24 protein-coding genes and 1 pseudogene are annotated in these 22532 nt (G+C 67.0%); 10 read left to right on the forward strand and 15 right to left on the reverse strand.

Annotated elements, in window-relative coordinates:
- Window positions 1-108: 108 nt before the first annotated feature.
- Entirely contained in the window at window positions 109-939 is an 831-nt protein-coding gene (locus AB0M36_RS18025) for a PIG-L family deacetylase (protein WP_364158603.1), read from the reverse strand.
- 83 nt (window positions 940-1022) lie between these two features.
- Here AB0M36_RS18025 and AB0M36_RS18030 point away from each other — a divergent pair, with 83 nt between their 5' ends.
- The gene (locus tag AB0M36_RS18030; RefSeq protein ID WP_364158605.1) at window positions 1023-1343 is read left to right on the forward strand and encodes a DUF4326 domain-containing protein; all 321 of its coding nucleotides are present in this window, start codon (window positions 1023-1025) and stop codon (window positions 1341-1343) included.
- A gap of 24 nt (window positions 1344-1367) precedes the next feature.
- Here AB0M36_RS18030 and AB0M36_RS18035 read toward each other — a convergent pair whose 3' ends face one another.
- Complete coding sequence (locus tag AB0M36_RS18035) at window positions 1368-1733, reverse strand: PLD nuclease N-terminal domain-containing protein (RefSeq protein WP_364158608.1); 366 nt, start codon at window positions 1731-1733, stop codon at window positions 1368-1370.
- A 185-nt stretch (window positions 1734-1918) separates the two neighbouring features.
- On the opposite strand from AB0M36_RS18035, the gene AB0M36_RS18040 reads away from it, so the two are divergent.
- The 3 genes from AB0M36_RS18040 (at window position 1919) to AB0M36_RS18050 (ending at window position 4807) form a co-directional block, all read left to right on the forward strand.
- Window positions 1919-2374, forward strand: a complete 456-nt coding sequence (locus tag AB0M36_RS18040) for a MarR family transcriptional regulator (protein WP_364158610.1) — start codon at window positions 1919-1921, stop codon at window positions 2372-2374.
- 66 nt (window positions 2375-2440) lie between these two features.
- Complete coding sequence (locus tag AB0M36_RS18045; RefSeq protein ID WP_364158612.1) at window positions 2441-4048, forward strand: methyl-accepting chemotaxis protein; 1608 nt, start codon at window positions 2441-2443, stop codon at window positions 4046-4048.
- A 114-nt stretch (window positions 4049-4162) separates the two neighbouring features.
- Entirely contained in the window at window positions 4163-4807 is a 645-nt protein-coding gene (locus AB0M36_RS18050; protein WP_364158614.1) for an NAD(P)H-dependent oxidoreductase, read from the forward strand.
- Window positions 4808-4924: 117 nt separating this feature from the next.
- Here AB0M36_RS18050 and AB0M36_RS18055 read toward each other — a convergent pair whose 3' ends face one another.
- A complete protein-coding gene (locus AB0M36_RS18055; RefSeq protein ID WP_364158617.1) occupies window positions 4925-6229 on the reverse strand; it encodes a hypothetical protein in 1305 nt (434 codons plus the stop codon).
- A gap of 191 nt (window positions 6230-6420) precedes the next feature.
- Window positions 6421-6552, reverse strand: a complete 132-nt coding sequence (locus tag AB0M36_RS18060; RefSeq protein ID WP_364158620.1) for a hypothetical protein — start codon at window positions 6550-6552, stop codon at window positions 6421-6423.
- Window positions 6553-6580: 28 nt separating this feature from the next.
- On the opposite strand from AB0M36_RS18060, the pseudogene AB0M36_RS18065 reads away from it, so the two are divergent.
- A pseudogene (locus AB0M36_RS18065) lies at window positions 6581-6820 on the forward strand (recombinase family protein); the annotation flags it as partial.
- A 71-nt stretch (window positions 6821-6891) separates the two neighbouring features.
- Here AB0M36_RS18065 and AB0M36_RS18070 read toward each other — a convergent pair.
- From AB0M36_RS18070 to AB0M36_RS18085, 4 genes are all read right to left on the reverse strand, one after another.
- Window positions 6892-7263 carry a hypothetical protein gene (locus tag AB0M36_RS18070; protein WP_364158622.1) on the reverse strand — a complete coding sequence of 124 codons (372 nt, stop codon included), beginning with the start codon at window positions 7261-7263 and terminating at the stop codon, window positions 6892-6894.
- A 2053-nt stretch (window positions 7264-9316) separates the two neighbouring features.
- Window positions 9317-9733 (reverse strand): Imm1 family immunity protein, encoded by a 417-nt coding sequence (locus tag AB0M36_RS18075; RefSeq protein WP_364158624.1) that lies wholly within the window; start codon window positions 9731-9733, stop codon window positions 9317-9319.
- Complete coding sequence (locus AB0M36_RS18080; protein WP_364158788.1) at window positions 9720-10217, reverse strand: DddA-like double-stranded DNA deaminase toxin; 498 nt, start codon at window positions 10215-10217, stop codon at window positions 9720-9722. The genes AB0M36_RS18075 and AB0M36_RS18080 overlap by 14 nt, the downstream gene beginning before the upstream one ends.
- A gap of 27 nt (window positions 10218-10244) precedes the next feature.
- Window positions 10245-10511, reverse strand: a complete 267-nt coding sequence (locus AB0M36_RS18085; protein WP_364158626.1) for a hypothetical protein — start codon at window positions 10509-10511, stop codon at window positions 10245-10247.
- Between the two features lie 1026 nt (window positions 10512-11537).
- Between AB0M36_RS18085 and AB0M36_RS18090 the strand changes: the two genes are divergently transcribed.
- The 3 genes from AB0M36_RS18090 (at window position 11538) to AB0M36_RS18100 (ending at window position 14554) form a co-directional block, all read left to right on the forward strand.
- Window positions 11538-12791 carry a helix-turn-helix transcriptional regulator gene (locus tag AB0M36_RS18090; protein WP_364158629.1) on the forward strand — a complete coding sequence of 418 codons (1254 nt, stop codon included), beginning with the start codon at window positions 11538-11540 and terminating at the stop codon, window positions 12789-12791.
- Between the two features lie 2 nt (window positions 12792-12793).
- Window positions 12794-13333 carry a GNAT family N-acetyltransferase gene (locus AB0M36_RS18095; RefSeq protein WP_364158631.1) on the forward strand — a complete coding sequence of 180 codons (540 nt, stop codon included), beginning with the start codon at window positions 12794-12796 and terminating at the stop codon, window positions 13331-13333.
- Between the two features lie 420 nt (window positions 13334-13753).
- On the forward strand, window positions 13754-14554 hold the full coding sequence (locus tag AB0M36_RS18100) for a tyrosine-type recombinase/integrase (protein ID WP_364158634.1): 801 nt from the start codon (window positions 13754-13756) through the stop codon (window positions 14552-14554).
- A gap of 221 nt (window positions 14555-14775) precedes the next feature.
- Here the strand turns inward: AB0M36_RS18100 and AB0M36_RS18105 are convergent, their stop codons facing one another.
- Complete coding sequence (locus tag AB0M36_RS18105; RefSeq protein ID WP_364158637.1) at window positions 14776-14967, reverse strand: hypothetical protein; 192 nt, start codon at window positions 14965-14967, stop codon at window positions 14776-14778.
- A 193-nt stretch (window positions 14968-15160) separates the two neighbouring features.
- Between AB0M36_RS18105 and AB0M36_RS18110 the strand changes: the two genes are divergently transcribed.
- Window positions 15161-15520 (forward strand): sigma-70 region 4 domain-containing protein, encoded by a 360-nt coding sequence (locus AB0M36_RS18110; protein ID WP_364158639.1) that lies wholly within the window; start codon window positions 15161-15163, stop codon window positions 15518-15520.
- Window positions 15521-15642: 122 nt separating this feature from the next.
- Complete coding sequence (locus AB0M36_RS18115) at window positions 15643-15855, forward strand: hypothetical protein (RefSeq protein WP_364158642.1); 213 nt, start codon at window positions 15643-15645, stop codon at window positions 15853-15855.
- A gap of 61 nt (window positions 15856-15916) precedes the next feature.
- Here AB0M36_RS18115 and AB0M36_RS18120 read toward each other — a convergent pair whose 3' ends face one another.
- Genes AB0M36_RS18120 through AB0M36_RS18145 form a run of 6 tightly spaced genes read right to left on the reverse strand, consistent with a single transcriptional unit; the run spans window position 15917 to window position 22466 of the window.
- Window positions 15917-17272, reverse strand: coding sequence for an aldehyde dehydrogenase family protein (locus AB0M36_RS18120; protein WP_364158645.1), 1356 nt, complete (start codon window positions 17270-17272; stop codon window positions 15917-15919).
- Window positions 17265-18578 carry an NAD(P)/FAD-dependent oxidoreductase gene (locus tag AB0M36_RS18125; protein ID WP_364158648.1) on the reverse strand — a complete coding sequence of 438 codons (1314 nt, stop codon included), beginning with the start codon at window positions 18576-18578 and terminating at the stop codon, window positions 17265-17267. The genes AB0M36_RS18120 and AB0M36_RS18125 overlap by 8 nt, the downstream gene beginning before the upstream one ends.
- Window positions 18575-19642, reverse strand: a complete 1068-nt coding sequence (locus AB0M36_RS18130; RefSeq protein WP_364158651.1) for an ABC transporter ATP-binding protein — start codon at window positions 19640-19642, stop codon at window positions 18575-18577. The genes AB0M36_RS18125 and AB0M36_RS18130 overlap by 4 nt, the downstream gene beginning before the upstream one ends.
- A gap of 2 nt (window positions 19643-19644) precedes the next feature.
- Window positions 19645-20457 carry an ABC transporter permease gene (locus tag AB0M36_RS18135; RefSeq protein WP_364158654.1) on the reverse strand — a complete coding sequence of 271 codons (813 nt, stop codon included), beginning with the start codon at window positions 20455-20457 and terminating at the stop codon, window positions 19645-19647.
- Entirely contained in the window at window positions 20454-21326 is an 873-nt protein-coding gene (locus tag AB0M36_RS18140; protein WP_364158657.1) for an ABC transporter permease, read from the reverse strand. The genes AB0M36_RS18135 and AB0M36_RS18140 overlap by 4 nt, the downstream gene beginning before the upstream one ends.
- A gap of 3 nt (window positions 21327-21329) precedes the next feature.
- Window positions 21330-22466 (reverse strand): spermidine/putrescine ABC transporter substrate-binding protein, encoded by a 1137-nt coding sequence (locus AB0M36_RS18145; RefSeq protein WP_364158659.1) that lies wholly within the window; start codon window positions 22464-22466, stop codon window positions 21330-21332.
- Window positions 22467-22532: the final 66 nt, after the last annotated feature.

Consider the following 22532-nt stretch of genomic DNA (forward strand, 5'->3'; position numbering starts at 1 on the left):
GCAGGACGGAAGCGAGAATCACCCGGAGAGTCTCCGGGCCTCGAAGACTGATGTCACGCCATTATCTCCGAGCTCCCGGGTGCGCTATGTCACGCCGTCGGCACCAGGTCAGCGCAGCCCGGCGAACAGGTCGTCCTCGGGCAGCGCCGCGCCGGTACGGTCGCGCACCCGCAGGAACGTCTCGATGCCCATCAGTTCGGTGAACCGCTCCTTGCCCATGCGCAGGAACATGATGTTCTCGCTCTGGCTGGCGTGCGCGGCCAACGCGTCGTATTTCTGGGCGCCGTACGCGCGGGTGTCCACCCAGGTGCTGATCTCCTCGTCGGGCAGGCCGAGCTGGGCGGGGGCGTCTTCTTCGATTCCGGCCTCCTCCCAGTCGACTCCGAATTCGCGCAGCACCTTGCCGAAGTCGGCCATCGCCGAGTGCGGTGCGGTCGTCCAGTACACCTTGGCGGGGATGTCCGTGAGAGCGACCGCCGCCATGGTGACGCGGTGCGCCTGGATGTGGTCCGGGTGCCCGTAGAAGCCGTTCTCGTCGTAGGTGACGACGACGTCCGGCTCGTAGCGCCGGATCAGCTCGGCGAGCCGCTTCGCCGCCTCGTCGACGGGGGTGCTCCAGAAGGAGTCGGGCGCGTCGTTGGTGGGCCAGCCCATCATCCCGGAGTCGGCGTACTCGAGGAGCTCCAGGTGGGTGACCTTCAGGGCGGCGCAGCTGGCCTCGAGTTCCGCGCGGCGCATCGCCGCCACCGCCAGCGGGTCGTGTCCGGGGTCGCCGGGCTTGACCCCGCCCGGTCCGTCACCGCAGCGGCCGTCGGTGCAGGTGACGAGGACCGTCGTGATCCCCTCCGCCGCGTAGCGGGCGAGGACGCCGCCACTGCTCGTCGCCTCGTCGTCGGGATGCGCGTGCACCGCCATCAACGTCAGGGAGCGCTCAGTCATGGAGCCACCCTACGGCGGTGGTCAGCGCATGCGTCCCCGGGTGGAAGATGGAACGGTTCTGACCACCGGAGGAAGCTTCGATCATGGACCGTACGACTGTCGTCAACCTCAAGGGCCATCGCGACGATCCGGACTACGCCGATGTCGTCTACGTGGGCCGCGCGATGACCAGGGGAGGGTGGCGGCTGGCGGAATCGCCTCTCGCCAGCCCCTTTCGCCCCGGTCCGGACGGCTCGCGGGAAGAGGTCGTGACCAGGTACCGGTCGTACCTTCTGGGCCGCCCCGACCTGTTGGCTCTTCTGCCGGGCCTGCGTGGCCGCCGGCTCGGCTGCTGGTGCGTTCCGCTGGCGTGCCACGCCGAGGTGATTGCCGAACTCGCCGACGCCCCACCCGCGACGCGCTGACCGGACGCCGGCCGCGGGTCACGGTCAGCGGCTCGACAGCGCCTGGCGCTTGATGTACTCGAACTCCTCGACGGAGATCCGCCCCTCGTCCTGGAGCCGGGCCGCGGTGGCGATCTCGTCGGCGGGGCGGTGCGCGGAGCCGACACTCCCGGTCGCCGGGGCGTGCGGGACCGCCGCACCACCCCGTGGCGCCGTCGCGTGCGTGATCAGATAGCTGAGCGTTCCGAGCAGTGGCAGCAAAACGATGAGTGCGATCCAGCCGGCCTTCGCCCAGCCCGGCATGTCCCGGCGGAACAGATCGTTGAAGACGGCGATGAACGTCCAGATGATTCCGAACCAGAAGCACGTCAGGAACATCAGGTAGAACAACGAGCCGAACGACCAGTCCATGGCCTGCGCCTCCCGTCGAAACCGGTGTGGCCATCCTGGGCGTTCGCGGGCGCGGCGGCATCATCCCGTGCGCATGAGCGCCGGGCGCGCGACTCTTGATCGTCCGCGCCGGATGTGCTGCGGCTCTCATGGCCGTCAGAACGGAATCGTTCAACGCGAAACGTTCGCTGTCGAACTGGCATGGCGTGAGAACGGAATTGACCGGCGCGGACATCCGTCCCGCTGTGCTGGGTCGGCTGCTGACGCTGAGCGGACGACGCATGGAAGCCCCGCTGGGCCGCGTGCTGCGGGACCACGGCTTGACCCCCAACGCGTGGTGGGTGCTGACCGAGCTTTCCGGCGCGGAAGCCGACACGGCGCTCCCGCTGGGCCGGTGGGCTCGACGGGGCGGGCTGCCGGCGTCGTCGGTGACCGTCGCGGCGGACCTGCTGCACCAGCGGGAGCTGGTGCGCTGCCGGCGTGACACCGACAACCGCCGGGTCGTCCTCGCGGACATCACCGAAGCCGGCCGGAGCCTGGTCAAGCAGGTCCGTGCCGAGTTAGACACCGCGACAGCCGACGTCCACGCACTTTTCACCGCCGAGGAACGCCAGATCCTCACCGAGCTGCTCACCCGCGTCGTCCCGTCCGACGCTGCCTGACGCGGCTTGCCTCGCCTACCCCTTCACCCGATCGGCCGGCTCGTCGGCACTACAAGGAGCTCCTTCATGTCCGCGTTCACCGACCGGCTGCGACACCTCGTCAAGCCGGGCGTCACCCAACGACTCGCGTCTCTGACCCTGATCGCCATGATCAGCGTCATCGTCATGCTGGCCGCATCCATGATCACCACGCGCGACAACATGTACGCCGAACGCGAGCGACAGACCAGGCAACTGGTCGAGACGGCCATCGGCGTGGTGGATGGTTACATCGCGCGGGAGGCGACCGGTGAGCTGACGCGGGAGCAGGCGCAAAAGCAGGCCGCGGCCGCCCTGAAGGTGCTGCGTTACGACGCCAGCAACTACTTCTGGATCACCGACATGGCTCCGAAGATGGTCATGCACCCCATCAAGCCCGAGCTCGAGGGCACCGACCTGTCCGACGACGCGGACCCGGACGGCAAACGCCTGTTCGTCGAGATGGTCGAGGTGGTGAAGAACCAGCGCGCCGGCTTCGTCGAGTACGGGTGGGCGAAGCCGGGCAGCGACAGTCCGCAGCCGAAGATCGCCTACGTCCAGGGCGTGCCCCACTGGGGCTGGGTCATCGGGTCGGGCGTCTGGGTCGACGACATCGACAACGCGGCCTGGCTGGCAGCGCGTGGCCAGGCCCTGGCGGGCGGCATCGGGCTGGCGCTGCTGATGCTCGTCGCCTGGCGCAGCGTGCGGCGCATCGGCACCGCGCTCGGCGCGGTGCGCCGTACCCTGGAACGGGTCGCCGCCGGTGACCTGACCGCCCGCGTGCGGCTGGCCGGCAACGACGACCTGGCCCGCATGGCGCGGGCTGTGGACACGGCGGTCGCCAACAACCGCGAGATCATCCATCAGCTCCACGCCGCCGCCGAGACGTTGTCCGCGCACAGCACGCAACTCGAGGCCGCCAGCGCCGAGATCACCGACGTCACCGCCGGCACCGCCGACCAGGCCCAGTCGATGAACACCGCCGCCGACGCGATGACCCACCAGGTCACCACCATGGCGAGCGGCGCGGAGCAGATGCACGCCTCGATCGCCGAGATCGCCCGCAACGCCGCGGACGCGGCGGTCATCGCCTCCGACGCCGTGACCGTCGCCACCGACGCGACCCACAGCATCAACCGGCTCGGCACCTCCAGCACCGAGATCGGCAACGTCATCGCCCTCATCGACTCGATCGCCAAGCAGACCAACCTCCTCGCGCTCAACGCCACCATCGAGGCGGCCCGCGCCGGCGAGCAGGGCAAGGGATTCGCCGTCGTCGCCACCGAGGTCAAGGACCTGGCCAACGAGACCGCGAAGGCCACCGCGCAGGTGGTCGACCGGATCACCGCGATCCAGGACGACACCGGTGCGGCCGTCCACGCCATCGAGCGCATCACCGGCGTCATCGAGAAGATCAACGACTACCAGACCACCATCGCGGCCGCGGTCGAGCAGCAAGCCGCCACGACCACCCTGCTCTCCGACAGCGCGATGACCGCCACCAACCAGGTCAGCACCATGAACGAGGCCATCAAGACCGTCTCCTCGGGCGCCACCGGAGCGGCCAACAACGCTCAGCAGGTCAACGCCTCCGCGACCAACCTGGGCGAGCTGGCCACCTCCATCCGGGGCCTGACCGAGACATTCACCGTCTGAACCAACCCGCCGCTCGGGGCATCCAGCGGGTGACGCCTGATCGGGTGTCGGCTATGGATGCCCCGAAGCGGAATAATCGGACTTCAGTGCCCGCGGGAGTCAAGGGGTAATCGGATGTTGCTGCTTCACGTCATTGCCACGCCTCGTTCCGCGGTTTCGGCGACGCTTCGCGTCTCCCATGCGCTGCTGGAGCAGCTGAACCTTGCCTCCGCCGACGTCCAGGTCGAGACGCTGGACCTTTTCACCGACGACATGCCGTCGGTGACCGGCCAGAACATCGACTCGAAATACGATCTGATGCGCGGCCAGCCGATCGACGCGTCCCGTATCGCACCGTGGCGGAGCATCGAGAAGCTGATCAGCCAGTTCCTGCGGGCCGACGTCTGCCTGATCTCCGCGCCGATGTGGAACTTCAGCATTCCTTACGCGCTCAAGTACTACATCGACGCCATCGTGCAGCCCGGATACCTGTTCGCGTACGACGACAGCGGTGTCCCCTCCGGCCTGTGTGGGGGTAAGAAGCTCGTGTGTGTCACGTCGCGTGGAGGCGACTACTCGCTCGGCGGCCCGATGAACGCGTACGACATGCAGGAGCCCTATCTGCGGACGATCTTCGGATTCGTGGGAATCACTGACATCGAGTTCGTCAACGTGCAGCCGATGGACATGGGCCCCGCGCGCCGCGAGGCCGCCATTCTCGACGGCGTGAGCGCGGCCCGGCGGCTGGCGGACCGCCTCGCTCCGGCGCTGCAGGGCTGACCTCGACGCCATTGCCTCGTTGAAGGACAGCACCGAACGGGGCGGCGCAACCCCACTCCGCGCCGCCCGCCGAGAGCGTGCTGGCGTGGCTGCTCTTGTCGAGCAGCCACGACAGGATCAGGACCGGCGCCGGCGGCCACCGATGAGGACCAGGACCGCGCCGACCAGCAGCACGCCCGCACCGACGAGAACGGTGCTCGAACCGGTGATCGGCAGTTCGGGCCCGTCGTCGTCGGCACCGCTGCCGGCCCCCTCACCGGTCAGGTCGATCGCCGCGGTGTTGTCGGCCGGCTTCGTCTCGGTCGACGGGCCGGTGCCGGAGACGGTCACCGTGCCGTCGGCGCCGGCCGAGCCGGTGATCCGCAACCGCACGTCTCCGGAGACCGACTTGCCGGCCGGCAGCCACTCGGCGGAGACACAGGTCAGCTTCGTGGTGCCGGTGGCGGTGCAGCCGGCGGCCGGCTCCAGCTCGGTCCCGACCGGCGCGTTGATCACGACGGTTCGACCGGTGGCGTCGGACGGGCCGCGGTTGGCGACCATCCAGGTCAGGGTCGCGGAGTCGCCGTCCCGAACCACCTTGGCGGTCATCGCGACGTCGATGGTGTTGCCCTTGGTCTCGACCTTCTGCGAGTAGGTGTTGTCCTTCTCGTTGAGGTCCGGCTTCGAGGTGATCACCCGGACACCGATCGCGTAGGTCGCCGGTCCCGGCGTACCGGCCTTGGCGAACACCTCCACGATTTGTCCGCTCGAGTTCTTGTCCGCGGTCGTCCACATGCTGCCCGGCTGAATGTCGGGCAGCGTGCAGATGATCTCGTCGGCCTCGTCCACGCAGGGCAGGATGTCTCGTTGGATCTTCAACTCGAGACCGCGCGGCACCTTGAAGGCCAGCTTGGCTCCGTGGCCCAACTCGTCGGCCGCGTTCTCGACACGCAGCTTGAAGAAACCGTCATCCTTCTTGGACGGCACGGGAAGCACGAGGTGGCCCTGACGATCACCGATGACCTTCAGATCGGTTCCGCGAGGAAGCACACGCACTGGTCCGCTGGACGCCGGCCCTCCGTTGTACCCGCCGGTTTCGCTCACGCCACTGGCGGCGAACGTGAACGAACCGGCCGGCCCGGGAGCGGCGCCGGGCGCCGCGGTGAGAGCCAGCGGCTGGCGCCGCATGCCGGGCCGTTCGCCGGCTTGAGGATCTCCAAGGTCGCAGGTGATCACGGCACCGGCGCGACTGCAACCCGGTTGCGCCGCGGTGACCACGACGGTGTCCGCCAGAGGTGTCAGGTCGAAGGTCATGACCACATCGGTAGTTTCCGTACCCGCCGACACTTCGAAGACCGGGCGGTAGGGGGTCCGTCCCACGGTCACCTGGAGACGGGTCTGCTCGGTGTCCGAGTCGAGCTCGATCGGAATTCGCACCTCCACCGGCACACGCTTCGGCGCGGCCGTGGCCGGCGCCGTCCACCATGCGGAGCCCGCCAGAGCCGCCAAAATGACCGCCGCTATTCGGCGCATGCCTATGACCCCGTTCCTTTTGTTGACACTGCCGCGCGCGGAACCTAGCAGATCTTCACCTTCTCCACCGACCGTGGCCCCCAGGGTGGGGCGCGGCCGCGTCAGAACGTCACCGGCAGCGAGCCCAGCCGATGGCCGATCGGCATGGTCGGCTGCCAGCCCGGCGTCTCATAGGCGGGCTTCAGCTCCGGGCACCGTCGCAGCAGGATCCGCATGCACTCGTCGGTCTCCATCCGGGCCAGCGCCGCACCCAGGCAGTAATTAGGTGCCCATGCCGAAGCTGAGCGGGCCCTGATCCTCGAACGCCAGCGCGAGGGCATCGCCGCGGCCAAGCAACGCGGCGTGTACACCGGCCGCAAGCCCGCCCTCACCGCCGCGCAGGCGCAGCAACTGCGCGAGCGCGCCGCCGCTGGCGAGCAGAAGTCCGCGCTGGCCCAGGAGTTCGGCATCAGTCGCGAGACGGTGTACAGCTACCTGCGCCCCGCAACCGTCACCGGCTGACCGGCTGTCCCGTCGGACGTACCCAACCGACGCCCGTGGAGCAGCGCCAGCGTCAACCGTTTCGATGTGCTCTACCGCTGACGCAGCGCGGCCAACCCCTTCCTCAGGCGCTCGGCCGATCCTCGCGGTGGTTCGGTACGGACGGCATCTTCCTCGGTTGGTGGCACCGGTTTGGCCGGGAGTCCCTTCGCCAGTCCCTCAGCCCTGCGGTCGAGAAATCCGGTCGCCAGCTGCTGGGCATAGCCGAGGACGAGCGCGTAGGCAAGAATCTGTTCCTGCGAGTCCAAGCCGGACAGCCCGGGCACGAAGTCACCTCGGATGGCGACCAATCCGACGACGGCGGTCAACGCTCCGGTAGGAATCTTTAGGGTGGCGAGGACGACAGGTATGTCGTACGGCGTCGCGCTGCCCTGAACCTTTCGAGTAAAGGGGCGGGTGATCATGAAGGTGCACGGCAGATCATCAATCGTTGTCTTGACCTGGACTTACTTGGCTTCGCAGGGGGTGGCAGTCTCATCGGCGGTCACCCGCGAGAACTCCGGATCATGCCCATTGTCGGTAAATAAATCGGTAACGCGGCGACGCCCCTGGGCTCGGCTCACACCGGACCTGGGGCATCCGTCGTTCGCGCGAGGTCCTGCTCCCGCCAGCCTCCCGCCGCATTGCAGAGCCGCCGCCCGTGATGAGCCGTGAGCCAGGCTCAGCCATATCCCCTGCGGAACACACATTGTCGATGCCCCGCAACGCAGTCCTGCCGTGCGCGCCATCGAACGTCAAGTGGCCGATGAGGGCCGTCGGTCACATCGGCCGGCGGTGGTCAACGATCCCACCATGGACTAGCGCCTATGTGGCGCCTCGCCCTCATGGGCATCACTGAGTGATGCAACGAGAGGGAGAGGTGACTGCCGGCGTCGAACGCTGACGAACCCCTCAGTAAGGCATGGACTGGACAAGATGCCGGTCCAGGGATCCTCCCTGTGACCGATCTAGGTCAGACCGGTGCCGTTGCACTGGACGCAGGAATAGCGTGACACATCCGAATCCTTTGGGGTGATTGGCATGGAGCTCGTGCATATGGTCCCGTTGGCCGTAGCAGTGCTGGCCCCGATCGCGACAGGACTAGTCGCGGCAGCCGGCGTCTGGGGACGCGACTGGCGCGAACGCCGTAACGAAGACGCTGTCCGTCGGAGCGAGCTGAACGAGGCAATCAGCCAAATGAATGCAGTTGAGACGTGGGCAAGAGCCCTTTCTCAAACTAGTGAGTTACCCAGCCTAAATGAACAAGAGCGCAAACGAGCAGTGGAAGCGCTCGACCAGGCATACAGGCGAGCAATGAAGGTATTCGAGGCGAGGCCGCCCAGAAAGGGGCCGCATCTCAACTTGCGGGTCTTGTTCTTGACTTCGCTCGATTCTCCCGGAGCTAGGACTATACGGATACTCTACTACTTGAGCCTCCCTTGGCTCATTTCCTGGGCGATTGTAATCGCGACATGGATCGTAAAGGACCTTAGCTTTGCCGGCATCTGGGTTGGAGCGATCTTCCTATTCGTGCTTGCCATCGGTCCGACCGTGGCATTGCACGCCTTGGCCACCGCTCTAGACAAGAAGGGAAAAGCACGCCTCAAGCCCGTGCTTCACGAACAGAACCTGCCCCCCATGCCTCCCGCTGGTGCACTCTCGCACCCAACCCAAACAGCCCCCGGCTCATATCCGGCTGGCCCTGCCGTCCCAGGTCTATACCCCGCCGCCCCTCGTTTCCATCAGCCAGGCTCAGGAGCGGCAGGCGTCTATCCGCCACCCTCTGCTAGACAGCCCCAGCACGGAAGCCGGATCCCTCCAGACGGGCCACTCTAAAACTGTTGAGTTAGACTGAGCGCGAGGCGGCCTACGCCACCTGTGCAAGCAATCCGACACCCATTGAGTCGGTGTTCGGGGGTGCGGCTACAATTACCTTCAGCGACCCGGCCTTTCCGGATCAGTCATCGCCCGTCGGCGCAGTTGCGTTCTTCAATGCGCAGAGAGATGCTGTGATTTTGCTCCGGATGGACAATATCGTCTCTATGCCGTTTGATGCTGGCGTCTTTGGTGCGAATGTTACAACCGTAAGTCTTCAGCGATCAGCGACCGGCAACGTGCTTCCCGGCTGCAACCTAACGATTCGAACCCTACTGCGGTTCGATCACTCCCTAGACTTGCCGTTTTATGAGGAGGACTCCGACCTAAATATCATCCTTAGCACGCTTGCGGCAGGAGGGTCCGCGATAGATCAGTCCGGGCACGCAGTACTAGTGGGTGGTGGAACATTCGAGGGAGGATTCCTCGGGGGCCGAGGTGTTAGCTGTACCGTAACTCTGGATGGCACCTTCAACCCAATCCCGTAGAGTCCCGCCAGCGAGGTGGACGACTGCGCCCCAGATTCCCTTCGCGTTATGCGGAGCGCCTGAGGGTGAACCCCCCGAGGCAGCCAATTTCCGGCCATTCCCAAAGTGCGTCTCTTCACGGCTTGTCCCATAACAGGCAGGTTGGACGCTTGTTGGTGCGAACAAACTCCCGAGCCGCTTCACGTGCCTTCTCGCGGCCAACGCGCAGGTACTCGGGCGGTTCCTCAGTAGGGAGGTGCCCATAGTCGAACTCGATCGTCTCGCCATGCCACGGCTCAAGCTCCGGTTCATAGCCGATGCCGTCGCCTGGCCCCATCCAGATGACCTTGTTGCGCTTCGGATGCCCGACTGTCATGTGTAGGCCGACTGGCAGGCGGCGCATCAACTCGCCATTTGTAATGTCCACAACAAAGTGGAGACCGTCTGGTCCGCGCTCTTTCTCGATCCTATCGAGGACCGATTCAAGATCCGTGGCGTTGTCGACCGAAACGATCTTCTTTCCGTTGTCCCATTGAACGCTAAACGTCGTCACTGGCCTTGACCGCCTCTCCGTTGCCCTCATACGTCTTGAAGTACCGCAAACTGCCACCTTCGCGAACGTATACAGCGAGCATTGATCCGATCGGGAGTATATCGGGTAGTCGCTCGTCGCAGCCATACGGCCCTTCGCAAGGATCACGGGTGACGACTAAGCTAACCTTTCTTGGGCCGCCAAGCTTTCGCATGAGAGCAGCAACGTGACCCTCAACGTGGGTCAGGGCCACATTGCCTTTCGTGTCCCATGGACGATCCTCGGTTCGCAAGGTTGCAGCATTGTTGACGAGTTGCCCCGCCTCCCCGTTGACAATCACGCTCAGGTGCAGCGGCATCCCTTTTTCATTGATTGCGATTCCCGCAACCTTCGCGTTTGGAGGTAGCCGCAGCTTCCCGGCAACATCACGAATAGCTTTCGGGATGTCTGGTGAGGGCGGAGTCTCGGATGGCTTCTGCGATGCGTCGCTACCGCTAGACGCCAGCGGTTGGCCGCCTGAGGCACCACCTCCTCAACCGCCACCGAACAGCCACCTCGCATACGAGTTGAGCGATTCCCGAACACCTTCGATCGCTGCGCGCGCTCGGTCGATGTCTTCCTTCGCCGAGTTCAACTGAACGTAGGCGCCCATGATGTAATCATTCTGAGTTTCACCGACAATACCCTGAATTTGGTTCTCCACTTGGTCCAATTCGTCGCGCATCGCTGCCAGCGATTGCGCCGGTAGCCCGTTCTCCGCAAGCGATAGAATGGCTGCCGCGTCATCGGCAACGGACATGATGTACTCACCTCCGCATTAGACAAATAGCTACTTCGGCAGTTCGACTACCTTGCAAGGTTTCAGAGCAGCATCAGGCGTCGCCCTCTTATGGCTGCGCCTGGTGCTGGATGAGCGCCGACGCCAAACCTTCAGCGCGAAGATAGAATTCGACGGGTCGCCAGCCTGGAGCATGTCGCTCGGGCGTTCCGAGTGTGTAGTCGGCGGTTACCTGCCACCATGGTTCTCCGTGGTACGGCAGAAGGGCGTTCACTGTGACGATGCGAACGAGGACCGGCCCGACGCCGTACCGATAGCTTTCTTCGGACAGTGCGTAGAACTCGCCGGGCAGAGGGGGTACGTGAGAGCCGGCCATCTGGTCCCAATCGCGTATCGCGTCACGCAAGCGCTCTAGGTCGTGAATGGTGAGGTGGGCAGCGTCGTCAATCCTTACGCCCTCAGGTAGTGGGATCTTGGCGCGGCCCACATAGCGCGGTGGAGCGTCGATCGGCAGTTGGGCACCTGGTGTCCGCTGCGGCAACGTAGCCGGAGGTGTTCGCACGATTGTCCTCCGTCCTGACATGGTTGCCTTGGTGCTAGATCGGTTACGTCAATGTCACAGCGCATGTCGGGTGTTGCCGTTGTCACACGCGTTTGAACAGCGTTAGCCGGCATGCGGCGCCTGCTGGGACATGTAGTTCAGTTACTCGGTTCGCGTCGGTCCGACAGCGTCGGTTTATCGCGGCACTCCTGCTGGTCGTGAGGCCCGCCCGCCGCCACGCGTCGGGTCGCAGCGACGACGAGCGGCAGTTGTGAGGGCTGGCGTTGGCTTCCAATCCTTCAGCCCAGCTCAAGCGGGTCCGTCCAGCACGCGTTGTGCCACCTCGGAGTCTGGGGGATCTTGCTCGGGCTCTTCGGAATGTTGATCAACCTTTGCCACTGTCTTGTCGTGCTCGCTTCGGTAGCGTCACAGCTGCGGTGTGCGCCCAACAGGGGTGCCGCGTGGTGCCCTGTGGTGCCACATAGCCACACGACTGGAGTGCTGCGGTGGAAGACTTCGGCGGCATGCTCAGACGTCTCCGCGTAGAGCGCGGCTGGTCGCTGCGGCAGTTGGGCTCGAAGGCAGGCATCGACTGGAGCTACCTTGGCCGCATTGAACGTGGCGAGGCACGGTGCTCCCGCGAATGGGCCGACTACTGCGACCAGGCCCTCGCAGCCGACGGTGGTCTTGTGACCCGATGGCAGCCCACGGCGAAGAACACACAGGCGCAGGAGGGAGAGGAAGAAACCATGAGACGCCGCACGCTTCTCCTTGGCGCAATGACAGGACTCGCTGTCGGCGCTTCCTCTACCGGCGTCGCCTTGGAGGCGTTGAGGCACGGGCTCGGTCAAGCATCCGATTGCGACACCGACGACTGGCAAGCCATCGCAGCCGACTACGCCCGCGACTTTTACACCAGGCCGCCGGGTGAGCTGCTGGCCCAACTAGCAGTTGATCTCACAGTGTTGCAACACGTGATTGCGGCACAGGCGAATGCCGATCTGGCCAGAGTGGCTGGTCAACTGTCGGCGGTGATGGCGATGACTCTCGCCTCAACCGGCCAATCGACTGCGGCTCGCCGTTGGTGGAGAACCGCACGCACCTACGCAGACAGCTCGAATGACCTGGCCGTTCGTGTCTGGGTGCGTGATTGGGAGGTTGTTAATGGGACCTACGAGAACCGCCCTCTGCGAGATATCCTGGCGCTAGCAGAGGGAAGCGTTGCCCTTGCTGCTGGACGCGTGTGTTCTGGCTCTGCGGGCCTTATGGCAGGCCAAGCGCAAGCCCTCGCGGTCGCAGGCGACACCACTGGGGCTGTTGAGGCGCTACACGCCACCGCCTACCTCACCGAACGGATGCCGGCCGATGTCGCTGCCGACGGTGAGTCCATGTTCGGGTGGCCGGAGGTTCGGCTTCGCTATACAGAGTCGTACGTCTACACGCGAGTCGGTGACACAGAGCGCGCTTTCGCCGCACAGGACTGGGCGCTTGAGCTTTACGGGGCGGATCCAACACTCGCGCGCGAGCGCGCGCAGATGGGTATGCACCGCGCATCCTGCTTAATTCAGTCCGGCCACATCCCGGATGGGCTTCGTCACGCGGCCGCAACCCTCGATGAGCTGCCGGTCAGCCATCATAATGCGCTGCTCTCACAGATGACCGAGACCGTTTTCGCCGTACTGCCGCCAGCGGAACGACGCCGCAAAGAAGCGACGGATCTGCGAGAACGGTTCATCAGTCCCACTACCCGGACGGCCTGAGCATGGACGAAGTGACGTACAAAACCGTCTGCGGTGCAGATGCTCGCCGTTACCTCCCTGCACTGATCGAGCTTTACGCCGAGGTATATGCCGAGCCTCCTTACTGTGAAGGTCCTGAACATGTCGACCAATTTAAGCGATGGATCAACGCCGAAGTAAGCAAAGATGGATTTAAGCTTGTCCTAGCTCTGATCGCTGAAGAAATCGCCGGAGCCGCATACGGGTTCACCATTCCCCCTGGAGAATGGATAGAGCCCGCGGCCAGCCCCCCGCCCGCCGACCTGAACGAGCTTCGGAAGTTCAGTGTTGCTGAATGGATGGTGCGTAGCCGGTATCGAGGCGCGGGTATTGGACGCCGCCTACTCGACAGCTTGTTGGACGGGCGCTCAGAAGCTATCGCGATTCTTGCCAGCAATCCGGCCGCCTTGGCGCGTCGCGTTTACGAGCGCTGGGGCTGGCAGAAGAAGGGGTCCATTACGCCTAGGACAATGCCCGAGATGGACGTTTTGGTGCGCCCTATTGCTACCTCCCGATCCGAATAGCCTGCGTCACTTCATGAACAGCCGCGCAACCCCTATCACCGGCAGCAGGGGTGGGGGTATGACCCCTTGAGCCGATCCTTCATGACCGGCACGTCTTAGCTTCCCGCACTTTGCCGCGGTTTCCAAGCCGTCGTGGCTGGTTCGTGTCGATCAGTCGCTGAAGTACGAGGTGCCGGTCCGGAGCTGTCTGCATTGGGCGGGGGAGCGAGTGCCGCAGCTTCTCGCTCTCCCGCCTGTGGGTCACTCGGTAGGTGCCTTACTGATGAAGGTGAACTGAGCGCCTAGCTGGAAGTACTTCTGGCCGTGTTCCCCGATGGCCGGCTGCCTCGGTAGAGTAGTTACCCTCGCTGATGCGGCCAAGACCCGAAGCGAAGGTTCCCTTAGAATGCTCGATGACTCTGTCTACCTTTCTGCGAGGGCATGCAAGTGATACGGCCCGCTGGCGACGATGCCGAATTCCACGGTTCGCTTAACCAGTCCACCGTTGTTGGTGAGCTGCACCGGGCCAGCGTTGACCTCGGCCCTGATGTCGGAGAGCTGGGTGGAACTGAACCCGTTGCCAATCTGAACGCCTCGGTCGTACTTGTGTCCTTTCTGTGCAATCTCTGCTCGAAGGAATCTCCCAAAGTCTTTCTCTGCGTTCTGCTGACTCTTCAACGCGTTGATGGATACGCGGACAAGATGGCGCTCAGCGAGACCATCTCGCCGTCTACCCGACGCAAGCGCCAGGCCGTTGCCGACCTTCTTGCCTTCATGGCGGGATTCGGCGTCCGCATCAACGAAGCGCGCTCGCTGCGCTTGGACGAGGTGGATCTGGACAGCGGTGCCGTGGACATCAACGGCACTAAGTCGAAGGCCGCCAAGCGACGCCTCACCATGCCGGACTGGCTCATCGCCCGCTTCAAGATCCGCGCCGGCACGACCGGGACGGACGGCTTGGTGTTCTCCTCGCCCCACCACCTAAAGGAGCCCGAACGACGCTGGGATGCCAGCAACTCCGCCAAGGCCGTTGCGCGCGTGTGTCCCTTCAGCGCCAGCGGCTTCGGATGGGCCACACCGCACACCCTGCGGCGGACCGTGGCCACGCTGCTTGACCAGGCGGGAGTTCCCATCGCGCGCATCGCCGATCAGCTCGGGCACTCGGATCCGGCGATGACCGCAAGCGTGTACCTTGGCCGCGACCCCCGGGGCGACAAGTCCTCGGTCGCCGAACACCTCTGAGGCCATTTCCGGAAACAAAAGCGGTATCCGAACCGTTGAGCGACCTTCCGCCCGTAGCGGCGCCCCAGGTCAGAGCCGGTTTAGGTGGGCCGCCGGGGACTCGAACCCCGAACCTAAGGATCCTGGGGTCCGGGCGTAGCCGGAGGCCACCCCACCGGCGACCGTGCGAGGGCCGGCCGACGCGCTCACCGGCACGGAGTGCCGCCCGGCCAGCTGCCACGTCACGTCACCCGGCGCGCGGGTCGGGTGACGCGGTGGGCAGCACCGACGACGCGCTCGGCGCCGGCGCGGGAGCCTGACCCGGCGCCACGGGTGCGCCTGCCGGTCCGGAGCCCGGCTCGTCGCCGGAGGGACCACACGGCGACGTCGATGCCGAGCAGCACCACCAGGGCCAGGAAGACCGCCGCGAGCACGAACCGCGGCCGGGTCCACGGCGACGGGTCGGCGAAATCGGTCTCGTCGACATCAGGTCCTCCCCGTGGTGAATCGGTGTCGGCCGGGCGCGGCTCAGGCCAGCGCGTCGATGACGTTCGGGATGACGCCGGCCAGCACGCAGGCGGCGAGGAAGATGCCGAGCTTGCCCATCTGTGCGTCGTCACCGGGCTGGTGAGCCAGGATCATGCGACCCGCGATGATCAAGCCGCCCAAATCTTTACCGACGCTGCGTCGAGGAGAAGCGGCGGGAGGGGTCCACAGTGGCGTCGTTCGCGCGGGAACGGGTGCACCAGGGCCCGTGCGAACAGGTGCGCCATCTCCTGGCCATGGTTCGGTCCCCTGCCGCACAAGCAGCGCGAAGTGTTGGCATGGACGATCGATGGCTACAGCGTCGCCGAGGTGGCGGAGTTCACCGGCGCGAATGCCGCGACCGTCCGATCGCATCTGCGGCACGCGCGAAAGACGCTGGCGGAGGAGATCGCTCGAATCCGCGTCGAAGACGGCAGGGAGGCAGGAGGGGGTGCAGGATGACAGGCAATGAACAACCGCGGCTCAACCGCCTTTTCGAGAGCGCCGCCGGGCCGCACTTCAGTGCCTGGATGATCACATCGACGTCCAGGGGCGCCTGCGGGAACTGTATGGATCCGTTTCCGATGGACCGACACCAGCGGATCATCCGGGTACGGGTGGGCGGGAGATATCGGGTGACACGTGACATCGGAGGGCTCGTCGGCCTGGTGGCGGGTCTGCTCACCTCCGCCGCGGGCGGCGGCGTGGTGGTCACGCTCGGCGCTGGAGGCGGAACGATGACGATCGCCTCGGGAGCCGTACTGACCGCCGTCAAGTTTCTCCACGACGGCGGGTGAGCGGAAGTCGCGGCCGCCGTGATGGGGGGAAGGACGGCGGCCGCGACTCCGCGCCTCCAGGTCAGTCGAGCGCGGACATCGCGTGCTTGACCCGGGTGTATTCCAGGAGGCCCTGCATCGCGAGGTCGCTGCCGTGCCCGGAGTCGCCGATACCGCCGTGGGGCATCTCGGAGACCGTCGTGCCATGCGTGTTGACCCACACGATGCCGGCGTCGATGTCGCGCATGGCCCGCATGGCGCGACCGTGGTCGCGGGTCCATACGCTGGCGGCGAGCCCGAACGGCGTGCCGTTGGCCAGCCGCAGGGCCTCCTCCTCGGTGCCGAAGGGTTGCACGGTGACGACCGGCCCGAACGTCTCGTGTTGCACGACGTCGTCCTTTTGCCGTACCCCGGTGACGACCGTCGGCTCGTGGTGGAACCCGGGTCCGCCCGGCGTTCCTCCACCGCACACCACCGTGGCGTGTGCGGGCAGGCGGGCCACCACCGCCCGCACCCCGGCGAGTTGGGCGGCGCTGTTGAGCGGCCCGTAGTGGACGTCCTGGCGCAGCGCCGCGGCCGCCGAGGCGAATGCCGCGACGAACGCGTCGTGGATCCGGTCGTGGACCAGCAGCCGGGTCGGCGCGGTGCAGTCCTGGCCCGCGTTGTAGTACGCGATCGGCGCCAGCGTCGCGGCCACCGCGTCGACGTCGACGTCGTCCCACACCACGACCGGGGCGTTGCCGCCCAGCTCGAGGTGGACCCGCTTGAGCCCGGCGCCGGCCTCGGCGGCGATCTCCCGGCCGGCGCGGACGCTACCGGTGACCGCGACGAGTCGGGGCACCGGGTGGCGGACCAGCAGCCGGCCGGTGTCGCGGTCGCCGCAGAGGACGGTGAGCACCCCGGCGGGCAGGTGGTCGGCGGCCAGCTCGGCCAGCCGCAGCGCGGTCGACGGCGTGGTCTCGGCCGGCTTGAGCACCACCGTGTTGCCCGCGGCGATGGCCGGCGCGATCTTCCACACCGCCATCATCAGCGGGTAGTTCCACGGGGTGATCTGGGCGCAGACGCCGATCGGCTCACGGCGCAGCATCGAGGTGAAGCCGTCGGCGTACTCGCCGGTGGTCTGGCCGGGCAGCGCCCGCGCGGCGCCGGCGTAGAAGCGCAGCGTGTCGATGATCGCCGGCAGTTCGTCGGCGGCGAACAGCTCCCGGGGCTTGCCGGTGTCGCGGCACTCGGCCTCGGTGAGCCGGTCCGCGTCGCGTTCCATGGCGTCGGCGAGGCCGAGCAGCGCCCGCTGCCGGGTGGCCGGGCTGGTCCGCGACCACGACCCGAACGCCGTGTACGCGGCCTGGCAGGCGGCGTCCACGTCGGAGGCCGTGGCGATCGGCACCCGGCCGTGCGCGGCACCGGTCACCGGGTCGACCAACGTCAGTTCACCCATGCTTGAGCACCTCCGCCGCGGCCGCCCGCCCGGTGCGGACGGCGCCCTCCAGGTAGCCGGCGACCCACTGGTCGGAGCCGCACACGTAGAACGGTGGTTCGTGGGTGCCGTGCAGCGGACCGACCGCCATCACGTCGCCCGGTGCCCACTGCGTCACGTAGCCGCGGGTCCACCGGTCCCGGCCCCAGTTCCGCAGGTAGAACGCGCTCGGGGTGAGTGCCTCGTCGCCGTACATGCGCGCCACCTCGGCCAGCAGCTCCCGTTGCCGCAGGTGGGCGGGGATGCCGTCGAGGACGCCGAGGCGCTCCGGGGGGACCAGCGCCGACAGGACGCCCTCGCGCTGCACCCAGGTGCTGCCGAGGACGGCCTCGGACTCCGACAGGCCGCCCAGGCCGAGGTCGCGCCAGAACGGCCGGTCGTAGGCGATGGCCACCTTGGCCGCGCGGGCGTGGCGCTGCTGGTGCAGCGACGCGAGCCGTTCGGCCGAGACGCCACGGATCTCGATGTCGCGCAGCGGGCCGACCGGCAGGGCGCTCACCACCGCGCCGGCGGTGAACGTCTCGCCGTCGGCCAGCCGCACCGTGCACCCGGTGGGCGCGATGTCGACGGCGGCGACCGGCGCACCGGTGCGGACCCGGCCGGGCAGCGCCTCGGCGAGACGCAGCGCGACGGTGGCGGAGCCCTCGGTGACCCGCAGGCACTCCCAGTCGGCCACCTCGTAGTGTCCGGTGCTCGGCACGGCGGCCGACTTGCGCAGCGCGGCCAGCATCGAGGTGCGTTCGCAGGCGCCGCTGGCGAGGCTCAGCTGCCCGATCTCCCACAGCCGCAGCACCGCCGGGGTGGCGCCCTCGGCGCGCAGCCAGGCGCCGACGCTGAGCGCGTCGAGCCGGGCCGCGTCCGGGTGCGACCACGGGTCGTCCGGGTCGACACCGCGGACTAGCCGCACGTACGCGGCGGTCACCCGCTCGTCGCAGGCGGCGTCGCCGGCGCCGAACCAGCCCGGCGGGTCGCCGGCGGAGACGCCCTCCGGCACGGCCCGCACGATGTCCCCGGGCTCGTTCACATAGGACGGCACCAGGCTGAGTCCCAGCTCGGCGACCAGCGCCAGGTAGGCGGTGTGCGCGTGGCCGACCACCTCGCCGCCGAGCTGGACCAGCCGTCCGTCCGGCAGTGTGGCCTGCTCGACCCGGCCGCCGACCCGGTCCCGGGCCTCCAGCACCAGCACGTCCACGCCGGCGGCGGCCAGGTCGCGGGCCGCGCTCAGCCCGGCGAGGCCGGCGCCGAGAACGATCACGCTGTGCCTCATGCGAGCACCAGGCAGTCCTGGGGCCGCCAGCCCAGCTCGACCTCTTCGCCGCCTTCCCAGCGGTCCTCCCGCCGGGCCCGCGCGGTGTTCTGTTCCAGCGCCGCGACGCGCAGGCCGGGCGCCAGGTCGATGAGATAGGTGGTGGTGGGCCCGGAGTAGACGGTTTCCCGGATGACCCCGGTGACCCGGACCATTCCCGGCTCGAAGTCGGACAGCCAGATCTTCTCCGGCCGCACCGACAGTGACACGGTGCTGCCGTCGGCGCAGTCGGTGCGCTGGGCCACCGGCAGTCGCACATCGCCGTCGAGGGTGACCGTGCCGCCGGAATAGACGCCGGTCATGAGGTTCGAGGTGCCCATGAACGAGGCGACGAACCGGCTGGCCGGCCGCTCGTACACGTCCTCGGGGGCGCCGCACTGCTCGACGACGCCGCCGTTCATCACCGCGACCCGGTCGGCCATGGTGAGCGCCTCGTCCTGGTCGTGGGTGACGAACACGAACGTGATGCCGACTTCGCGCTGGATCTGCTTGAGCTCCACCTGCATCTGGCGGCGGAGCTTGAGGTCGAGCGCGGCCAGCGGCTCGTCCAGCAGCAGCACCTTGGGCCGGTTGACCAGTGCCCGGGCCAGCGCCACGCGCTGGCGCTGCCCGCCGGACAGCGTGCGCGGCCGCCGCGTCGCCATGTCGCCGAGCTGGACCAGGTCCAGCATCTCGCCGACGCGTTCGCGGATCTCCGCGGTGGGGCGGCCCCTGCGTTTGAGCCCGAACGCGATGTTGTCCCAGATGGTGAGGTGGTCGAACAGCGCGTAGCTCTGGAACACGGTGTTGACGTCGCGACGGTTGGGCGGGTGGTTGGTGACGTCGACGCCGTCGAGGTGGATGCTGCCGGATGTCGGCGTGGTGAATCCGCCGAGCATGCGCAGTGTCGTGGTCTTGCCGCAGCCGGACGGCCCGAGCAGTGCGAAGAACTCGCCCTGGGCGATGTCCAGGTCGAGGTTCCGCACGGCCGGTGCGGTGCCGAACGACTTGGTGACGGCGGTGAGGCGGACGGCCGGGTGCGCCATGCTTACTCTCCTGACAGGATCGACAGGCCACCACGGCGGCCGAAGAAGCGGGGGATCGCCAATGCCAGCGCGATGAGCGCGATCGAGCCGAGCAGCATGAGGGTGCCGACGGCGTTGATGGTGGGCTGCACGCCGAACCGGATCGCCGAGTAGATCCGCACCGACAGCGGCTGCGGCGTGACGCCGGTGGTGAAGTAGGCCAGGACGAAGTCGTCGAAGACCAGCGCGAAGATCAGCACCGCGCTGGCCAGGATGGCCGGCAGCAGCGCGGGCAGCGTCACCAGCCGCAGCGCCTGCCAGCGCGTCGCGCCGAGGTCCATCGCCGCCTCTTCCAGCTCCGGGTTCAACGCGGCGACCCGGGAGCGGAGGATGACGGTGACGTACGAGATAGAGAACGTCACCTCGGCGATCATCACGGTGCCGGTGGACAGCGGGATGCCGAAGCCCTTGAACAGCATCATCGACGCGACGCCGGTGACGATCTCCGGCGTGACCAGGGGCACGAGCATGACGAGGCCGGCGAAGGTGCCGAGCGCGCCCTTGGTCCGCACCAGGCCGAGCGCGAGCGCCACGCCGAGCACGATGGACCCGACCATCGCCACCAGCGACACGCGCAGGCTCATGCCCAGCGACTGCAGCAGCTCCTGGTCGTTGAGGAACGCCTCGTACCAGCGCAGGCTCACCCCTTTGAAGACGCTCAGCGACTTCTGGCCGTTGAACGAGAACAGCACCACGACCACGATCGGCGCGTACAGCAGGGCGAAGAACGCCATGGTGGTGCCGATCGCGAAGCGGGGTCGGCGGACGTTGCTCATCGGGCCTCGCTCTCGTCGCGGCGGATCCGCCGCAGGTAGCCGCCCATCACCACGAGCAGCACCACCATCAGCAGCATGGTGAGCGCCGAGCCGAGCGGCCAGTTCTGCCCGCCGAAGAACGCGCTCTGGATCAGGTTGCCGATCATCACCTGGTCCGGCCCGCCGAGGAACGACGCGCTGACGAAGTCGCCCATGGCCGGCAGGAAGACCAGCACCAGCCCGGCCGCCGCGCCCTGGCGGGTGGCCGGGACGGTGACGAACAGGAAGGTGCGCAGCGGACCGCCGTAGAGGTCGCGGCCGGCCTCGATGAGGGAGGTGTCCATCCGCTCCAGCGCCGCGTACAGCGGCAGGATCATGAAGACCACGAAGCCGTAGCAGAGCCCGGCCACGACGCCGAAGCCGGTGTTGACGATGCGCCAGTCCTCCGGCGCGCCGAGCCAGCGGGCGAACCGCAGCACCGGCCCCTCGTCGGCGAGCAGCACCGACCACCCGTACATGCGCACCAGGTAGTTGGCGAAGAACGGCACGACGATCGCGGCGACGAGGGCGTTCTTGTAGCGCCCGCCGTGCAGCGCGATGGCGTAGGCGACCGGATAGGCCACCAGCAGGCAGATCACGGACGTGGCCGCGGCGTAGAGCAGCGACCGCAGGATCACCACCCGGTACACCGGGTCGCCCACGGCGGCGAGGTTGTCCAGCGAGGTGCCGAAGCGCGGGTTGCCCAGCTCGTCGGTGCTGCCGAACGCGAGCGCGGTCACCAGCAGCAGCGCCGCCACGAAGAAGACCGACATCCAGGCCGTGCCGGGTAGCAGCAGGGCGGACCACAGGCCGCTACCCGGTGCACGGTTGCCGGTGTGCTGACGTTTCACGCCTCAGCCGGCCTTGGCCTCGGTCCAGGCCTTGTCACGGGCCTGCTCCTGCTGCTGGGTGCCGTTGCGGAACATCATGTCCTGGCGCAGGTCCGCCGCGGTCACCGCGCACTGCGGCAGGGCCTCGATCAGCGGCGCGTAGACCTGCTCGGCGCCCTTCACCGGCATGGGGTAGCCGATGTAGGCGATGTTCTTCGCGACGTTCTCCGGGCGCAGCATGTAGTCGATGAACAGCAGCGCGGTGCCGGGGTGGGCGGCGTTGGTCGGGATCGCGTAGCAGTCGGAGTTCACCGGCGCGCCCTCCTTGGCCACCTCGAAGCCGTACTTGGCCGCGTCCTTGGCCTGGTTGAGCACGGCGACCATGTCGCCGCTCCACGCCTGGGTGAGGTGGGCGTTGCCGCTGAGCAGGTTGTTCCAGTCGTCGCTGGAGAACCCGCGCAGGTTCGGGCGCAGTCCCTTGAGCTCGGTGACGATGCGCTTGAGGTCCTCCTCGGCCGAGGTGTTGAGGTCGAGGCCGAGCTTGAGCGCGACCATGCCCAACGCCTCGTCCCGGTCGTCGAGCACGTAGGTGTAGCCCTTCGCCCGCGGGTTCCACAGGTCGGCCCACGAGCCGGTGAGGGTCTCGCCGAGCTTGTCCTTGCGCCAGGCGATGCCGGTCTTGTACATCGAGAACGGGATGCTGTGCGCCGACTTGGGGTCGTACCAGGGGTCGGCGAAGTACGAGTACGTGCCGAAGACGGACTCGGCGTTACGCAGCGTGGTGTGGTCGATACGGCGCAGTTTGCCACCTCGGGCCAGCCGCTGGGTCCATTTCGCCGACGGGAAGATCAGGTCGTACGCGTTGCCGGCGTTGATCTTCGCGACCATCGACTCCATCGAGTCGAAGTTGGACTGCACGACCTTGACGCCGTACTCCTTGCTGAAGCCCGCGAAGACCGTGGGGTCCACGTAGTCGGCCCAGTTGAAGTAGACCAGGTCGCCGTCGATCTTGGGTTGGACCGGAGGCGAGGTGTCCTCGGGTACGGCGGAGGAAGAGCTGCTCGGCGAGTCCTGGGTGAACGCGCAGCCGCTGGTGGCGAAGCCGGCCAGGCCGGCCAGCGACGCGCCCAGCAGGGTTCGTCTGGACAACGGTATGGACATATAGGAGAACCACCTTTCCGGGGAGGGGGGCAGGGTGGATCGCCCCGGCGGGGGAGCCGGGGATGG

Source organism: Actinoplanes sp. NPDC051346, assembly GCF_040682215.1.
Lineage (GTDB): Bacteria > Actinomycetota > Actinomycetes > Mycobacteriales > Micromonosporaceae > Actinoplanes.

What these genes read in the sequence shown, in the direction of transcription:
- AB0M36_RS18085 (WP_364158626.1), bottom strand. Translation starts at nt 10,511, where the DNA reads ATGTCCGTTGCCGATGACGCGGCAGCCATTCTATCGCTTGCGGAGAAC.
- AB0M36_RS18050 (WP_364158614.1), top strand. Translation starts at nt 4,163, where the DNA reads ATGTTGCTGCTTCACGTCATTGCCACGCCTCGTTCCGCGGTTTCGGCG.
- AB0M36_RS18145 (WP_364158659.1), bottom strand. Translation starts at nt 22,466, where the DNA reads ATGTCCATACCGTTGTCCAGACGAACCCTGCTGGGCGCGTCGCTGGCC.
- AB0M36_RS18130 (WP_364158651.1), bottom strand. Translation starts at nt 19,642, where the DNA reads ATGGCGCACCCGGCCGTCCGCCTCACCGCCGTCACCAAGTCGTTCGGC.
- AB0M36_RS18045 (WP_364158612.1), top strand. Translation starts at nt 2,441, where the DNA reads ATGTCCGCGTTCACCGACCGGCTGCGACACCTCGTCAAGCCGGGCGTC.
- AB0M36_RS18125 (WP_364158648.1), bottom strand. Translation starts at nt 18,578, where the DNA reads ATGAGGCACAGCGTGATCGTTCTCGGCGCCGGCCTCGCCGGGCTGAGC.
- AB0M36_RS18135 (WP_364158654.1), bottom strand. Translation starts at nt 20,457, where the DNA reads ATGAGCAACGTCCGCCGACCCCGCTTCGCGATCGGCACCACCATGGCG.
- AB0M36_RS18060 (WP_364158620.1), bottom strand. Translation starts at nt 6,552, where the DNA reads ATGGAGACCGACGAGTGCATGCGGATCCTGCTGCGACGGTGCCCGGAG.
- AB0M36_RS18115 (WP_364158642.1), top strand. Translation starts at nt 15,643, where the DNA reads ATGGACCGACACCAGCGGATCATCCGGGTACGGGTGGGCGGGAGATAT.
- AB0M36_RS18025 (WP_364158603.1), bottom strand. Translation starts at nt 939, where the DNA reads ATGACTGAGCGCTCCCTGACGTTGATGGCGGTGCACGCGCATCCCGAC.
- AB0M36_RS18095 (WP_364158631.1), top strand. Translation starts at nt 12,794, where the DNA reads ATGGACGAAGTGACGTACAAAACCGTCTGCGGTGCAGATGCTCGCCGT.
- AB0M36_RS18070 (WP_364158622.1), bottom strand. Translation starts at nt 7,263, where the DNA reads ATGATCACCCGCCCCTTTACTCGAAAGGTTCAGGGCAGCGCGACGCCG.
- AB0M36_RS18100 (WP_364158634.1), top strand. Translation starts at nt 13,754, where the DNA reads ATGCAAGTGATACGGCCCGCTGGCGACGATGCCGAATTCCACGGTTCG.
- AB0M36_RS18035 (WP_364158608.1), bottom strand. Translation starts at nt 1,733, where the DNA reads ATGGACTGGTCGTTCGGCTCGTTGTTCTACCTGATGTTCCTGACGTGC.
- AB0M36_RS18120 (WP_364158645.1), bottom strand. Translation starts at nt 17,272, where the DNA reads ATGGGTGAACTGACGTTGGTCGACCCGGTGACCGGTGCCGCGCACGGC.
- AB0M36_RS18030 (WP_364158605.1), top strand. Translation starts at nt 1,023, where the DNA reads ATGGACCGTACGACTGTCGTCAACCTCAAGGGCCATCGCGACGATCCG.